At 55.1% G+C, this 14,015-nt stretch carries 13 protein-coding genes and 1 pseudogene; 4 read left to right on the top strand and 10 right to left on the bottom strand.

The features are described from left to right. Positions 1-3: 3 nt before the first annotated feature. Together ribF and HMPREF3143_RS26260 are read right to left on the bottom strand one after the other, a co-directional pair. The gene (gene ribF, locus HMPREF3143_RS09495) at positions 4-930 is read right to left on the bottom strand and encodes a bifunctional riboflavin kinase/FAD synthetase (RefSeq protein WP_021240557.1); all 927 of its coding nucleotides are present in this window, start codon (positions 928-930) and stop codon (positions 4-6) included. A 7-nt stretch (positions 931-937) separates the two neighbouring features. Continuing rightward, positions 938-1,144: pseudogene (locus HMPREF3143_RS26260) on the bottom strand (DUF2575 domain-containing protein); the annotation flags it as partial. A 115-nt stretch (positions 1,145-1,259) separates the two neighbouring features. Between HMPREF3143_RS26260 and rpsT the strand changes: the two are divergent. Further along, positions 1,260-1,523, top strand: coding sequence for a 30S ribosomal protein S20 (gene rpsT, locus HMPREF3143_RS09490; protein ID WP_008502037.1), 264 nt, complete (start codon positions 1,260-1,262; stop codon positions 1,521-1,523). 59 nt (positions 1,524-1,582) lie between these two features. On the opposite strand, the gene nhaR is transcribed toward rpsT, so the two are convergent. From nhaR to dnaK, 4 genes are all read right to left on the bottom strand, one after another. Further along, positions 1,583-2,482, bottom strand: a complete 900-nt coding sequence (nhaR, locus tag HMPREF3143_RS09485; protein WP_070532858.1) for a transcriptional activator NhaR — start codon at positions 2,480-2,482, stop codon at positions 1,583-1,585. Between the two features lie 58 nt (positions 2,483-2,540). Beyond that, on the bottom strand, positions 2,541-3,716 hold the full coding sequence (gene nhaA / locus HMPREF3143_RS09480) for a Na+/H+ antiporter NhaA (protein ID WP_023326672.1): 1,176 nt from the start codon (positions 3,714-3,716) through the stop codon (positions 2,541-2,543). Between the two features lie 173 nt (positions 3,717-3,889). Continuing rightward, on the bottom strand, positions 3,890-5,035 hold the full coding sequence (gene dnaJ, locus HMPREF3143_RS09475; RefSeq protein WP_008502040.1) for a molecular chaperone DnaJ: 1,146 nt from the start codon (positions 5,033-5,035) through the stop codon (positions 3,890-3,892). Positions 5,036-5,122: 87 nt separating this feature from the next. Further along, on the bottom strand, positions 5,123-7,036 hold the full coding sequence (dnaK, locus tag HMPREF3143_RS09470; RefSeq protein WP_008502041.1) for a molecular chaperone DnaK: 1,914 nt from the start codon (positions 7,034-7,036) through the stop codon (positions 5,123-5,125). Between the two features lie 296 nt (positions 7,037-7,332). Here dnaK and satP point away from each other — a divergent pair, with 296 nt between their 5' ends. After that, complete coding sequence (satP, locus tag HMPREF3143_RS09460) at positions 7,333-7,899, top strand: acetate uptake transporter (protein WP_008502042.1); 567 nt, start codon at positions 7,333-7,335, stop codon at positions 7,897-7,899. Here the strand turns inward: satP and HMPREF3143_RS09455 are convergent. From HMPREF3143_RS09455 to tal, 3 genes are all read right to left on the bottom strand, one after another. Next, the gene (locus HMPREF3143_RS09455; RefSeq protein WP_070532855.1) at positions 7,876-9,198 is read right to left on the bottom strand and encodes an MFS transporter; all 1,323 of its coding nucleotides are present in this window, start codon (positions 9,196-9,198) and stop codon (positions 7,876-7,878) included. The two genes, satP and HMPREF3143_RS09455, sit on opposite strands and share 24 nt — an antisense overlap. Positions 9,199-9,320: 122 nt before the next feature. Next, positions 9,321-9,908 carry a molybdopterin adenylyltransferase gene (gene mog, locus HMPREF3143_RS09450; RefSeq protein ID WP_008502044.1) on the bottom strand — a complete coding sequence of 196 codons (588 nt, stop codon included), beginning with the start codon at positions 9,906-9,908 and terminating at the stop codon, positions 9,321-9,323. A gap of 110 nt (positions 9,909-10,018) precedes the next feature. Further along, positions 10,019-10,972: a transaldolase gene (tal, locus tag HMPREF3143_RS09445; protein ID WP_070532852.1), complete on the bottom strand. Its 954-nt coding sequence runs from the start codon at positions 10,970-10,972 to the stop codon at positions 10,019-10,021. Between the two features lie 262 nt (positions 10,973-11,234). On the opposite strand from tal, the gene HMPREF3143_RS09440 reads away from it, so the two are divergent. Together HMPREF3143_RS09440 and yaaA are read left to right on the top strand one after the other, a co-directional pair. After that, positions 11,235-12,665, top strand: a complete 1,431-nt coding sequence (locus HMPREF3143_RS09440; RefSeq protein ID WP_070532849.1) for an alanine/glycine:cation symporter family protein — start codon at positions 11,235-11,237, stop codon at positions 12,663-12,665. Between the two features lie 66 nt (positions 12,666-12,731). After that, positions 12,732-13,505, top strand: coding sequence for a peroxide stress protein YaaA (gene yaaA, locus HMPREF3143_RS09435; RefSeq protein ID WP_070532846.1), 774 nt, complete (start codon positions 12,732-12,734; stop codon positions 13,503-13,505). A gap of 32 nt (positions 13,506-13,537) precedes the next feature. Here yaaA and HMPREF3143_RS09430 read toward each other — a convergent pair whose 3' ends face one another. Beyond that, complete coding sequence (locus HMPREF3143_RS09430) at positions 13,538-13,819, bottom strand: DUF2502 domain-containing protein (RefSeq protein ID WP_025912144.1); 282 nt, start codon at positions 13,817-13,819, stop codon at positions 13,538-13,540. Positions 13,820-14,015: the final 196 nt, after the last annotated feature.

Raw genomic sequence — 14,015 nt, 5'->3', positions numbered from 1 at the left:
GGTTCAAAGCCCAAAAAACTCGCGGGCTGTTAATTCATCTCGCGCAATTTGCGCTTTGAGTTCATCCAGCGAACCAAATCGCTGCTCGTTGCGTATTTTTTTACGCAGTATCACATCTATATGGCGACCATACAGGTCCATTACAACGTCCAGCAGGTGCACTTCTAGCTGTTGACGCACACCGGCAACGGTCGGACGCGTGCCAATATTGGCGACGCCGTAGAACGGCTTATCGCCCAGTCCTGCCACTTCTACCGCATAGACCCCTTTAACCGGGGAAACCTGACGACGCAGCGGTATATTCGCCGTCGGGAAACCTATCGTGCGGCCCAGCGCATCGCCATGGACCACGCGACCAGAGATGGTGAACGGATGTCCCAGCAGGTTTTCTGCCGTATCCAGTTCATCGTTGGCCAGCGCCTGCCGCACTGCCGTGCTGCTAACGCGCACGCCGCCTTCACAGAAGGTCATCGCGCTGGTGACGTCAAAACCGTACTCCAGACCAGCCTTCTGTAATAGCAAGAAATCACCCTGACGACCAGCGCCAAAGCGGAAATCATCGCCCACGGCAAGAAACTGCACGCCAAGACGCTTCACCAGCAGGTCGCTGACGAAATTTTGTGCTGTCAGCGCGGCAAAGCGGCGATCGAAACGTACGCACAAAACATAGTCCACGCCGGACTCAGCCAGATAGCGCAACTTCTCGCGCAGGCGTGTAAGACGGGCGGGAGATTTGTCGCCCGCGAACAGCTCCAGCGGCTGCGGTTCGAAAATCATCACTACAACGGGCAGGCCGCGGGCCTCCCCTTCTTTACGCAATCCCTGCAACAGCGCCTGATGACCACGATGCACGCCGTCGAAATTACCAATGGTCAGCACGCACCCGTGCGGGGCTCTGCTGAGATTATGTATGCCGCGTATCAGCTTCATGTCTGGCTCAAAACAGTGAAAATCGCCAAAGTATACCTTGTACAGCGGTTAAGGTTAACCGGCGATTGTTCGTGCAAAACAGAAAGCCGTAATGATTTCATCAGGCTGACCTTTCGCAGCGAAAAAATCTGCTCGCGAACTGCGATTTTTATGCCGAAAAGCTGTATTCACGGACAACAAGCTGGTAGAATCCTGCGCCATCACTACGTAACGTAGCGTCGCCACATTAACGGCGCTTATTTGCACAAATCCATTGACAAAAGAAGGTATAGAGGGCATATTCCTCGGCCTTTGAATTGTCCACATAGATCATATTTGGGAGTTGGACCTTGGCTAATATCAAATCAGCTAAGAAACGTGCTATTCAGTCTGAAAAGGCTCGTAAGCACAATGCAAGCCGTCGCTCTATGATGCGTACTTTCATCAAGAAAGTATACGCAGCTATCGAAGCTGGCGACAAAGCTGCTGCGCAGAACGCATTTAACGAAATGCAACCAATCGTGGATCGTCAGGCTGCTAAAGGTCTGATCCACAAAAACAAAGCAGCGCGTCATAAAGCAAACCTGACCGCGCAGATCAACAAACTGGCTTAATCGCCGCTTGTTGTTGCTTGTTTTAAAAGAACCCGCTTAACGCGGGTTTTTTTATATCTTCAGATTGCCGGTGCCGTAAACAGCGCCGAGTAGTCACGGTTACAGATTCGCTGTACCGCCGGATGCTGAATCATCCTTTCAGCAAAGATGGCGTGATACTCCTCCATCACGTTATCCACTCTGCCTATCTCCGTAATCTTGTCGTCCGAATAGAGATCGTGCGCGTAGAGCGTCGGCGCAACGAAGATGGCGTTGTGGGCTTCACCAAAGGCTTTCATCAGCGCCGCATCGTCAAATTCGCCGAGGATTTCCACGTTTAACCCCTGCGAGTTAAACCAGTTCAGGAGCTTGCGCCCCAGCATGGAACGTCTTCCCGGCACCAGCAGTCGACGCTCTTCCAGGCAGGCCGGGAAGGGTTTCTCCGGCGGCGGATTAATGCACCAGAAGCTCACGCCGCATTCCCCAATTTTCACCGAGAACAGCCCTTCCTGCTGCGTCGAGTCGATCGGACAATCCGAGATAATCATATCCAACTTGTGCTGGCTCAGCTGTTCCAGCAGCATCTCGTGGGTGGATTCAAAGCAGCGAAGATGAATTTGTTCATCTTCAACCACCGCCGCATCCAGCACGCCGCTCACCAGCCGTTTGGACAGCGCATCCGCCACGCCAACATCAAAGAGCAGGTTCGACTCTTTGCGGTAGTTGACGATATCCAGCATCTCCTGGCTAAGGGTAAACATTTTGTCCGCGTAGCGGAAAACCAACTCACCCAGCTCGCTGGGTTCAATCCCGCGCCCCTTACGCTTGAACAGCTTGCCCTGCAAACGTTCTTCCAGCGCCTTGATTTGCCCGGTGATGGTTTGCGGCGTCAGGTAGAGCGCCTCTGCAGCCCCGACCACCGAGCCCTGTCTATAGACGTGCCAGAAGTAGTAAAGATGGTTGTAATTCAAATGAGACATCGCGTCTTCGCTCCTTGAGTGTGTTTCGGGAGAAGGATCGCCTCCTCCCGGTGTTCCGTTATGCCTGGACGGCCTGTCCGGACAATTTCACCTTCAACAAGGTATAACCAATTACGGCGGCCAGTAATGACCCGATGAGAATGCCGAGTTTCGCCCAGACGATCAGCTCAGGCGCATGCGCGCCAAACGCCAGCGTCGAGATAAAGATCGACATCGTAAACCCTATTCCACACAGCACGCCGACGGCCATAATCTGCTTAAACGTGGTGCCGTGCGGCAATGACGCCAGCTTCAGTTTCGTCGCCAGCCAGCAAAAGAGGCTAATACCCAGCGGCTTACCGATAAACAGACCGGCAATAATGCCCAGCGGCAGCACGGACGTCAGCCCGTCCAGCGTCACGCCGCCCAGCGAAACCCCGGCGTTGGCAAACGCAAACAGGGGCAGGATCATAAAGGCGACCCACGGGTGCAGCACATGCTCCAGCTGTTTGGCCGGCGACTTGCCGTCCTGCGGCTTAAGCGGTACGAAGAAGCCGACGATCACCCCAGCCAGCGTGGCGTGCACGCCGGATTTCAGCACCGCCGTCCACAGCACCATCCCCACGAGGATGTAGATACCGATGCGGCGCACATTAAAGATGTTCAGCAGCGCCAGCACCGCAATCGCTCCGGCAGCCACGCTCAGAGACAGGATCGACAGATCGCTGGTGTAGAACAGCGCGATAATCACAATGGCGCCAAGATCATCGATGATCGCCAGCGCCATCAGGAAGATTTTCAGCGCAACCGGCACGCGGCTTCCCAGCAAGGCCAGCACCCCGAGCGCAAAGGCAATATCCGTCGCGGCCGGGATCGCCCAGCCGTGACGTGCAACCGGATCCTGCCAGGTGAACGCCAGGAAGAGCAGCGCCGGCACCACCATCCCACCGAGCGCGGCAATGACCGGGAACGCCGCGCGCTGGCGGCTGGCAAGCGAGCCCAGAACCAGCTCACGCTTAACTTCAAGCCCCACCAGCAGGAAGAACACCGCCATCAGCGCATCGTTGATCCACAGCAGCATGTTCTTGTTAATTTCCAGCGCCCCGACCTTCAGCTCAACGGGCGTTTCCAGAAATGCATGATAGAGATCCCGCGTGATGCCAAGATTAGCCAGCACCATCGCGGCCGCTGCGGCAATAATCAGGAGCACGCCACCGGACGCCTCACTGCTAAAGAAACGGTGTAGTAATTTCATTTAAGTTCTCTCTTTTACAACAATACCTCGATAAAACCATAATACCAAGCCAAATAGCTCGGCAAAAACAGATTAATATTGAATATAGATTCACTTTTACCGAGCAATAACCGTAAATAAAAAAAGCCCGGAATCGCTTCCGGGCTTTTTGAAGATGAAAACCAGCTAACGGATTAGCGGGTCAAATCATCGAAGAATTTTTTGACGCCATCGAAGAAGCTTTTGGAACGCGGGCTGTTTTTCTCACCCGTCGGACCACCAAAGCTTTCCTGCAACTCTTTCAGCAGCTGTTTCTGCTTATCGTTCAGGCCAACCGGCGTTTCCACGACGACGCGGCACAGCAGGTCGCCCTGCGCACCACCGCGAACGGATTTAACGCCTTTCCCGCGCATGCGGAACAGCTTACCGGTCTGGGTCTCGCCCGGGATCTTCAGATTGACGCGACCATCCAGCGTCGGCACTTCGATTTCGCCGCCGAGAGCCGCCATCGCGAAGTTGATCGGCACTTCACAGTACAGGTTGTTCCCTTCGCGCTCGAAGATAGCGTGCTGTTTCACCTGCACCTGAACGTACAGATCGCCTGCCGGTGCGCCGTGTTCGCCAGCTTCACCCTCACCCGCCAGACGGATGCGGTCGCCCGTATCCACGCCAGCCGGGATTTTAACGGACAGGGTCTTGGTTTTCTCAACGCGACCGTGGCCGTGGCATTTGGTGCACGGATCTTTAATCAGCGTACCGCGACCGTGACAGTGCGGACAGGCCTGCTGTACCGCGAAGAAGCCCTGACGCATCTGGACCTGGCCGGAGCCGTGACAGGTTGGACAGGTCTGAGGCTGGGTACCCGCTTTCGCGCCGCTGCCGTGGCAGACGTCACACTCTTCCAGCGTCGGAATACGGATCTCTTTGGTAACACCGCGAACGGCCTCTTCCAGCGTCAGATCCATGTTGTAGCGCAGGTCCGCGCCGCGCGCCGCGCGCTGACGACCACGCCCACCGCCGAAGATGTCGCCGAAGACATCGCCAAAGATATCGCTGAAGTCGGCACCGCCGCCAAAGCCGCCGCCACCGAATCCACCGCCGCCCATGCCGCCCTGTTCAAAGGCTGCGTGACCGTACTGGTCATAGGCCGCACGTTTTTGTGCATCGGTCAGGACTTCGTAGGCTTCTTTGATCTCTTTAAATTTGGCTTCAGCCTCTTTGTCACCCTGATTACGGTCCGGGTGGAATTTCATGGCCAGGCGCTTATACGCCTTTTTGATTTCACGCTCTTCCGCAGTTTTCGGAACGCCTAAAATCTCGTAATAGTCTTGCTTTGCCATTGGTTTTTTTAAGCCCCTTAACATGCGAGCACGGGCGTGGAGAGTTCTCCTACGCCCGTGCCGATTAATTACCCTGCATCAGGGCGATTATTTTTTATCTTTAACTTCTTCGAACTCAGCGTCGACAACGTCGTCGTCTTTCGCATTGTTCGCCGAAGCGTCAGCGCCCGCCTGCTGTTGAGCGTGCTGCTGCTGAGCGATTTCCATCAGCTTCTGAGAAGCCTGTGCCAGTTCCTGCATCTTCGCTTCGATGTCCGCTTTATCTTCACCTTTCAGTGAGGATTCCAGCGCACTCAGTGCAGCTTCGATAGCAGTCTTGTCTTCCGCTGGCAGTTTATCGCCTGCTTCTTCAACCTGCTTACGGGTGCTGTGCAGCAGATGGTCACCCTGGTTGCGGGTCTGAACCAGCTCTTCGAACTTACGGTCGGATTCCGCGTTAGCTTCGGCATCGCGAACCATTTTTTCGATTTCCGCTTCGTTCAGACCAGAAGATGCCTTGATGGTGATCTTCTGCTCTTTACCGCTGTTTTTGTCTTTCGCAGACACGTGCAGGATACCGTCAGCATCGATGTCGAAGGTGACTTCGATCTGTGGCATGCCGCGCGGTGCCGGGTTAATACCGTCCAGGTTGAACTGACCCAGAGATTTGTTATCCGCCGCACGCTTACGCTCACCCTGCAGCACATGGATGGTTACCGCAGACTGGTTGTCTTCAGCGGTAGAGAACACCTGGCTGTGCTTGGTTGGGATGGTGGTGTTTTTGTTGATGAGCGCAGTCATCACACCGCCCATGGTTTCGATACCCAGAGACAGCGGGGTAACGTCCAGCAGCAGTACGTCTTTCACTTCACCGGTCAGTACGCCACCCTGAACCGCAGCACCGATAGCCACTGCTTCGTCCGGGTTAACGTCTTTACGTGGCTCTTTACCAAAGAACTCAGCCACTTTCTTCTGCACCATTGGCATACGGGTCTGGCCACCAACGAGGATAACGTCGTTGATATCAGACACGGACAGGCCAGCGTCCTGCAGAGCAACTTTCAGCGGCTCGATAGAACGGTTCACCAGGTCTTCTACCAGGCTTTCCAGTTTCGCACGGGTCACTTTGATGTTCATGTGTTTAGGACCGGTCGCGTCTGCAGTGATGTACGGCAGGTTCACGTCGGTCTGCTGAGCGGAAGACAGTTCGATCTTCGCTTTCTCAGCGGCTTCTTTCAGGCGCTGCATAGCCAGCGGGTCATTACGCAGGTCAATGCCCTGATCTTTCTTGAACTCGTCAACGAGGTAGTTGATCAGACGGGTATCGAAGTCTTCACCACCCAGGTGGGTATCACCGTTGGTTGCCAGAACTTCGAAGGTTTTTTCGCCGTCAACTTCGTCGATTTCGATAATAGAGATATCGAAGGTACCACCACCCAGGTCGTAAACCGCGATAGTACGGTTGCCGACTTCTTTATCCAGACCGTAAGCCAGAGCAGCCGCGGTTGGTTCGTTGATGATACGTTTTACTTCCAGACCTGCGATACGGCCAGCATCTTTGGTTGCCTGACGCTGAGCATCGTTGAAGTATGCAGGAACGGTGATAACAGCTTCAGTTACCGGCTCACCCAGGTAATCTTCTGCGGTTTTCTTCATTTTTTTCAGCACTTCAGCAGAAATCTGCGGTGGTGCCGTTTTGGTGCCTTTCACATCAAGCCATGCATCGCCGTTATCTGCCGCGATGATTTTGTAAGGCATGATGGAAACGTCACGCTGAACTTCTTCGTCCTGGAAGCGGCGACCGATCAGGCGTTTAATCGCAAACAGAGTGTTTTGCGGGTTTGTCACTGCCTGACGTTTAGCCGGCTGACCAACCAGAGTTTCACCGTCCTGGGTATAAGCAATGATAGAAGGCGTGGTGCGATCGCCCTCGGCGTTCTCCAGCACGCGTGCAGTAGTGCCATCCATAATCGCTACACAAGAGTTGGTAGTACCCAGGTCGATACCAATAATTTTACCCATCTAAACGTCTCCACTAAAAATTCAGTCAACATGTGGTTGTGTACCTGTAATAAGGGCAGAACGTGCTTTTTCAACTGCCCAGATTTGATTTTTTTCAGGTCCACACACTGCGGTTGACTACAAGATGGGGTCGCGACGGCATCCATCAAGGGGCAAGCATAAAAAAAATTTTAATTTCACCCTGATGAGATCATAGACGCCATCGATTGCGCCCATTATGATGCCGCGCCCCGTCAGGGAGAACTGACGCGGGTTTAACCATTTCACCATATTAATGATGATTTTTTTGAGGACTTATGGGCAACACTAAGTTGGCTAATCCGGCTCCGCTGGGCTTGATGGGTTTTGGCATGACCACTATTCTGCTGAACCTGCACAATATCGGGATGTTCCCGATGGATGGCATCATCCTGGCGATGGGCATTTTTTATGGCGGTATCGCGCAAATCTTTGCGGGCCTGCTGGAATATAAGAAAGGCAATACCTTCGGCTTAACCGCCTTCACCTCTTACGGTTCTTTCTGGCTGACCCTGGTCGCCATTCTGCTGCTGCCTAAAATGGGCATGGCAGACGCGGCAAACGCCCACTTCCTGGGCGTCTACCTGGGCCTGTGGGGCGTCTTCACCCTGTTCATGTTCTTCGGTACCCTGAAAGGCAACCGCATGCTGCAGTTCGTCTTCCTGAGCCTGACCGTGCTGTTTGCCCTGCTGGCAATCGGTCACCTGGTGGATAACGAAGGCATCGTTCACGTTGCCGGCTGGATTGGTCTGGTTTGCGGCGCAAGCGCTATCTACCTGGCAATGGGTGAAGTGCTGAACGAGCAGTTTGACCGCACCGTGCTACCGATTGGTGAAAAACACTGATCTCTCTGTCGTGTCCGCCTCGCGGGCACGACATCCCCCCGCCTGACGAAGCCAAAATCCCAATACCAGCCCCATCACCGACAGCGCCAGCACGTACCAGGCCGGAGCCATGGGAGAGACGCCCATCAGGACCGTCACCGCAATCGGCGTCAGCCCACCGAAAATGGCATACGACACGTTGTAGGAAAATGAGATCCCGGTGAAACGTACCTCCGGCGGGAACGCGCGCACCATGACGTAAGGCACCGCGCCGACAACGCCCACGCACAGCCCTACCACGCCGTACAGCAGGAACAACTGTTCAGGATGGCTGCCTGCCAGATGGTAAAACGCCCAGCTTGAAGCGGCCAGTAACAGGCTGCCGACAATAAAGGTAACGCTGGCACCGAAACGATCTGCCGCCAGCCCGGCGGCCAGGCAGCCAAAGCAGAGCATGATTGTCGCGATACTGTTCGCCTGTAGCGTCACGGCAGGGGCGAAACCGTACTGCTTTTGCAGCCACACCGGAGACATCAATATCACCACCACAATCCCGGCCGAGAGTAGCCAGGTGAGCAGCATCGACACCACCACCGCCTTTTTATGACGTACCACAACCGCCTTCACCGGCAGCTCCTGCGCCAGCGCTTTACGCTGCTGCATCTCCAGGAAAATCGGTGTCTCCTGCAGCCAGCGGCGCAGGTACATCGCCACCAGGCCAAACGCCCCACCCAGCAGGAACGGAATACGCCAGCCCCAGTCGTGTAAGGCCTGCTGCGTCATGCTGGTATTCACAATGGTGGCGACCACCGAGCCGAGCAGGATCCCGACCGTCAGCCCCGCGGTTAAGGTTCCACAGGCGATACCAATCCGGCGCGCCGGAACATGCTCTGCGACAAACACCCACGCGCCCGGCACTTCACCGCCAATCGCCGCGCCCTGAAGCACGCGCATCAGCAACAGCAGCAGCGGCGCGAGAATCCCCATCGAGGCATAGGTGGGCAGCAGACCAATGGCCAGCGTGGGGACCGCCATCAGCAGGATGCTGAGGGTAAACATCTTTTTACGCCCGACCAGATCGCCAAAGTGGGCCATGATAATGCCGCCCAGCGGACGCGCCAGATACCCGGCAGCAAAAATGCCGAAGGTTTGCACCTGACGCAGCCACTCCGGTATATCGGCCGGGAAGAAGAGCTCCCCCACTACGGCAGCGAAGAAGACGAAGATAATGAAGTCGTAAAACTCCAGCGCACCGCCTAAGGCCGCGAGCGTGAGGGTTTTGTAGTCCTGTCGATTCAGAGGTCGGGCGTTATGTGACATAGCGAACCATTATGCGTGTATTGTGGATTTATTTTTACAGCAATCGTAAAGAAAAAATTACTATACCGTAAAACCGTTACCACGCTATCGCCGCTTCAGCTTATGTCACATATTGATTAATTTCAGGAGATTGTTTCGCGACGCGCGTTTTTAGGACGAAAAGCTGCTACCACTTTCTCATCGGTTTCGACATACGGGCCGTCAAGCAGCTGTATACAATACGGTACACTTGCAAAGATGCCGTGAACGATGACGCTGCCGTCTTCCGCTTTTAGCCCTTCCAGCGTCTCTTTGATCGACTTCGGCTGGCCCGGCAGGTTCAGAATCAACGCCTGCTTGCGGATCACCCCTACCTGGCGGGAAAGAATGGCCGTCGGGACAAAGTGTAGACTGATCTGGCGCATCTGTTCGCCGAAGCCCGGCATTTCACGATCGGCAATCGCCAGCGTCGCGTCCGGCGTCACATCACGGCGCGCGGGCCCGGTTCCGCCGGTGGTTAACACCAGGTGACAGCTCATCTCATCCACCAGCTCACACAGGGTCTGCTCGATAATCGGCTGTTCGTCGGGAATAAGGCGAGTCTGGATCTCAAACGGGGTAGTCAGTGCACTGGCCAGCCACGCTTCCAGAGCGGGGATGCCTTTATCCTGGTAAACACCGCTGGAGGCGCGGTCAGAAATCGACACTAAGCCGATGCGTAAGGTATTCATATCCATTCCATTCAAAGAGTACTGATTAAAGGGAATGATACACGCAGAGAGGAAATTCAGACAGGGTACGAAAGCAGTCGCGTGACCGGGAGCCCGGTCACGCGGAATGATTACAGCAGGTCGCCGATCATTTTTTCCAGTTTTTCCTGGTGAACAGCAAACTTACGGATACCGTCCGCCAGCTTGTCTACCGCCATTGGATCCTGGTTGTGCTGCCACAGGAACTCGGATTCAGTGATGCGCTCTGGGCGTGCTTTCACTTCACCGGTGTAGGACAGTTTACGCTCCAGAGTACCTTCGCTTTCAGCCAGCTCTTTCAGCAGTGCAGGCGCGATGGTCAGGCGGTCACAGCCAGCCAGCTCGATGATTTCACCGACGTTACGGAAGCTTGCGCCCATAACCACGGTCTCATAGCCATGCTGTTTGTAGTATTCGTAGATTTCAGTCACAGAAATCACGCCTGGATCTTCAGCCGGTGCGTACTCTTTCTTATCGGTGTTGGCTTTGTACCAGTCCAGAATACGGCCCACGAACGGAGAAATCAGGTATACGCCAGCTTCTGCACATGCACGCGCCTGTGCGAAGGAGAACAGCAGGGTCAGGTTACAGTTGATACCCTCTTTTTCCAGCTGCTCTGCCGCGCGGATACCCTGCCAGGTAGAAGCCAGTTTGATCAGGATACGATCGTTGCTGATGCCCGCATCGTTGTACAGTTTGATCAGACGTTTTGCTTTCGCGATAGACGCTTCGGTGTCGTAGGAGAGACGCGCGTCCACTTCGGTAGAGATACGGCCCGGAACCAGTTTCAGGATCTCGAGACCGATGTTCACGGCCAGTTTATCAGTAGCGTCCACAACCTGCTGCGCGCGGTCGTTGCTCTGCGCTTTCGCCCAGGTCACAGCCTCATCAATCAGTTTGCGATACTCAGGGATCTGTGCGGCGTTAAGGATCAGAGAAGGGTTGGTTGTGGCATCCTGCGGCTGGTACAGCTTCATTGCCGCGATATCTCCGGTGTCAGCTACGACAGTGGTGAACTGACGAAGGGAGGTCAATTTATCCGTCATGATAGTGTTTCTCTTTTAACGTGCCCTGGATAATTCACGCTACCGACAGCATGCCTGCAGCGGAAAAATGACAGGTTTACTTGTTAGGGGGATGTAACCGGTCTGCCCTGATGATAACACGACGGAGGGGTAGCGCAACCGCAGACAGTGCGCTTAGGCAGAGTATGATAAACTCAGAATATTAACAGGCTGCTAAGCAACAGCATGCCCAATCAGTGGTAGCGCTTACATATTCACGTTGGCATCAACAAGAGGGACGTTAATGCCTGATTTCTTTTTCTTTATTAACGAAGTCCTCTGGGGTTCGATAATGATTTACCTGCTTCTGGGAGCGGGTATTTGGTTTACGCTACGCAGTGGGTTTATCCAGTTTCGCTATATTCGCAAGTTTGGCAGAAGTCTGAAAAACAGCGTCACGCCTCAGCCGGGCGGATTAACGTCATTCCAGGCGCTCTGTACCAGCCTGGCGGCACGCCTGGGCAGCGGGAATCTGGCGGGGGTAGCACTGGCCATCAGCGCCGGTGGGCCAGGCGCGGTCTTCTGGATGTGGATGACGGCACTTCTCGGTATGGCCACCTCCTTTGCCGAAAGTTCGCTTGCGCAACTCTACAAAGAGAAAGATAAGCGCGGCCAGTTTCGCGGTGGTCCAGCCTGGTACATGGCGCGTGGCCTGGGGATGCGCTGGATGGGCGTCCTGTTCTCGCTTTTTTTACTGCTCGCGTACGGTCTTATTTTTAATACCGTCCAGGCGAACTCGGTCGCCCATGCCATGCGCTATGCCTTCTCCTGCCCCGAGTGGCTCGCGGGTCTCGCTTTAGCTTCGATCGTTCTGCTTACCATTTCATTCGGTCTCAAGGGTATCGCTCGCCTGATGCAGTGGCTGGTGCCCATTATGGCGCTGCTCTGGGTTGCCGCGAGCCTGTTCGTCGCCGCACTGCATCTCGACCAGGTGCCGGGCGTGCTTGCCACCATCGTCAAAAGCGCCTTTGGCTGGCGCGAAGTGGCATCCGGCGCGCTGGGCTACACCTTCAGCCAGGCGCTGATGGCGGGTTTTCAGCGGGGCATGTTCTCCAATGAAGCCGGTATGGGGTCAACCCCCAATGCGGCAGCCGCCGCCTCTTCCTGGCCGCCACACCCGGCCGCACAAGGTATTGTGCAGATGATTGGCGTCTTTACCGATACCATTATTATCTGTTCCGCCAGCGCCATGATTTTGCTGCTGGCAGGCCCCGTACCCCACGCGTCGGGAACCGTCGGGATACAGCTTCTCCAGCAGGCGCTGGTGACACTGACCGGCGGCTGGGGAGCCGGATTTGTCTCGCTCATCCTGATCTTGTTTGCCTTCAGCTCAATCGTGGTGAATTACCTCTACGCCGAAAATAACCTTATTTTCCTGAAACTCGACTCCCGCGCCGCGATCGGAACTCTGCGTCTGGGGGTTATCCTGATGGTGATAGCAGGCTCCCTGCTCAGTATGCCGCTGGTCTGGCAACTGGCCGATATCATTATGGCGCTGATGGCAATCACTAACCTCACGGCGATCCTGCTGCTCTCGCCCGTGGTGACCCTGATTGCCAGAGACTATCTGCGCCAGCGCAAACTCGGCGTTCCGCCGGTCTTTGATCCCGCCCGCTATCCCGATATCAAGGCGCAGCTTGCCCCCGGCACGTGGGATGATTTGCCACGGCAATAACAGCTATCGATCAATTCAGGGCGATTTTTTGCTAAAGTCGCTCTAAATTTCCTGCAAGGACTGGATATGCTGATTCTGATTTCACCTGCAAAAACGCTCGACTACCAGAGCCCGCTCGCCACCGAGCGCTATACCCAGCCTGAACTGCTGGACTATTCGCAACAGCTGATCCGCGAAGCGCGTAAGCTCTCAGCGCCGCAAATCGCCTCGCTGATGAGCATCAGCGACAAGCTGGCCGATTTGAACGCGACCCGCTTTCACGAGTGGCACCCGGATTTCACCCCGGCTAACGCTCGCCAGGCGATTCTGGCGTTTAAAGGCGATGTGTACACCGGCCTGCAGGCGGAAGATTTTAGCGAAGCCGATTTCGATTTTGCCCAGCAGCATCTGCGCATGCTGTCGGGCCTGTACGGCGTACTGCGCCCGCTGGATCTGATGCAGCCTTATCGTCTGGAGATGGGGATTCGCCTGGAGAATGCCAACGGCAAAGACCTGTACCATTTCTGGGGCGATATCATCACCGATAAGCTGAATGCGGCGCTGCGCGCGCAGGGCGATAACGTGGTGATTAACCTGGCGTCCGATGAATACTACAAGTCGGTGAAGCCGAAAAAGCTGGATGCCGACATCATCAAGCCGGTGTTCCTCGACGAGAAGAACGGCAAGTTCAAAGTGATCAGCTTCTACGCCAAGAAAGCGCGCGGGCTGATGAGCCGCTACATCATTCAGAACCGCCTGACGAAGCCGGAGCAGCTGACCGCCTTCAACAGCGAAGGCTATTTCTTTGACGAGGCGTCGTCAGGGAAAGGCGAACTGGTGTTTAAGCGCCACGAGCAGTAAAAACAAACCCCGCCGGCTGGCGGGGTTTTGCATTAGTGGTGTTTCCAGTCCGGACCTGGACGATGATCGTCATGATGATGGTCATGCTCGCGATGCTCATCGTGAGGACGCCAGCGGTTATCGCGCCAGTCATAATGCGCCTTCCACCAGTCATGGTCGCGCCAGCGGCCACCGTCCCAGTAGTGCCCGTTATTATCCCGGTCGCCAATCTGCAGTTTGACCGCAGGTACGAGGGTGATTTCAGATGCCTGAACCGCCATGGGAGCGACCAGCATCAGTGAAAGCGCAATCAGCGCAGGTTTCAGTTTTGACATCGGTGACTCCTTATTATCGTTGCCCAACGTGGGCCGTTGTAAGGAGATTACGCGAGGGGAACGGGGGATGTTATTCTCTGCAATCCTAAACGCTAAGTGACCGCATTTATTGGGAATTTCTGCTTTTTCCCTGCTATTTTTCTCCTTAATTTCTTCACAAAAAAAGCCGGGTGGCGCTTCGCTTACCCGGCCTACG

Source organism: Enterobacter sp. HMSC16D10, from assembly GCF_001807145.1.
In the GTDB taxonomy this organism is placed as follows: domain Bacteria; phylum Pseudomonadota; class Gammaproteobacteria; order Enterobacterales; family Enterobacteriaceae; genus Enterobacter; species Enterobacter roggenkampii.
Note: the sequence above shows the minus strand (reverse complement) of the source record. Positions and strands in the feature narration are given on the sequence as shown.

Bases quoted from the DNA above. Each gene is read 5' to 3' on its own strand.
- ribF (WP_021240557.1), bottom strand. From the start codon at position 930: ATGAAGCTGATACGCGGCATACATAATCTCAGCAGAGCCCCGCACGGG.
- nhaR (WP_070532858.1), bottom strand. From the start codon at position 2,482: ATGTCTCATTTGAATTACAACCATCTTTACTACTTCTGGCACGTCTAT.
- nhaA (WP_023326672.1), bottom strand. From the start codon at position 3,716: ATGAAATTACTACACCGTTTCTTTAGCAGTGAGGCGTCCGGTGGCGTG.
- dnaJ (WP_008502040.1), bottom strand. From the start codon at position 5,035: ATGGCAAAGCAAGACTATTACGAGATTTTAGGCGTTCCGAAAACTGCG.
- dnaK (WP_008502041.1), bottom strand. From the start codon at position 7,036: ATGGGTAAAATTATTGGTATCGACCTGGGTACTACCAACTCTTGTGTA.
- satP (WP_008502042.1), top strand. From the start codon at position 7,333: ATGGGCAACACTAAGTTGGCTAATCCGGCTCCGCTGGGCTTGATGGGT.
- HMPREF3143_RS09455 (WP_070532855.1), bottom strand. From the start codon at position 9,198: ATGTCACATAACGCCCGACCTCTGAATCGACAGGACTACAAAACCCTC.
- mog (WP_008502044.1), bottom strand. From the start codon at position 9,908: ATGAATACCTTACGCATCGGCTTAGTGTCGATTTCTGACCGCGCCTCC.
- tal (WP_070532852.1), bottom strand. From the start codon at position 10,972: ATGACGGATAAATTGACCTCCCTTCGTCAGTTCACCACTGTCGTAGCT.
- HMPREF3143_RS09440 (WP_070532849.1), top strand. From the start codon at position 11,235: ATGCCTGATTTCTTTTTCTTTATTAACGAAGTCCTCTGGGGTTCGATA.
- yaaA (WP_070532846.1), top strand. From the start codon at position 12,732: ATGCTGATTCTGATTTCACCTGCAAAAACGCTCGACTACCAGAGCCCG.
- HMPREF3143_RS09430 (WP_025912144.1), bottom strand. From the start codon at position 13,819: ATGTCAAAACTGAAACCTGCGCTGATTGCGCTTTCACTGATGCTGGTC.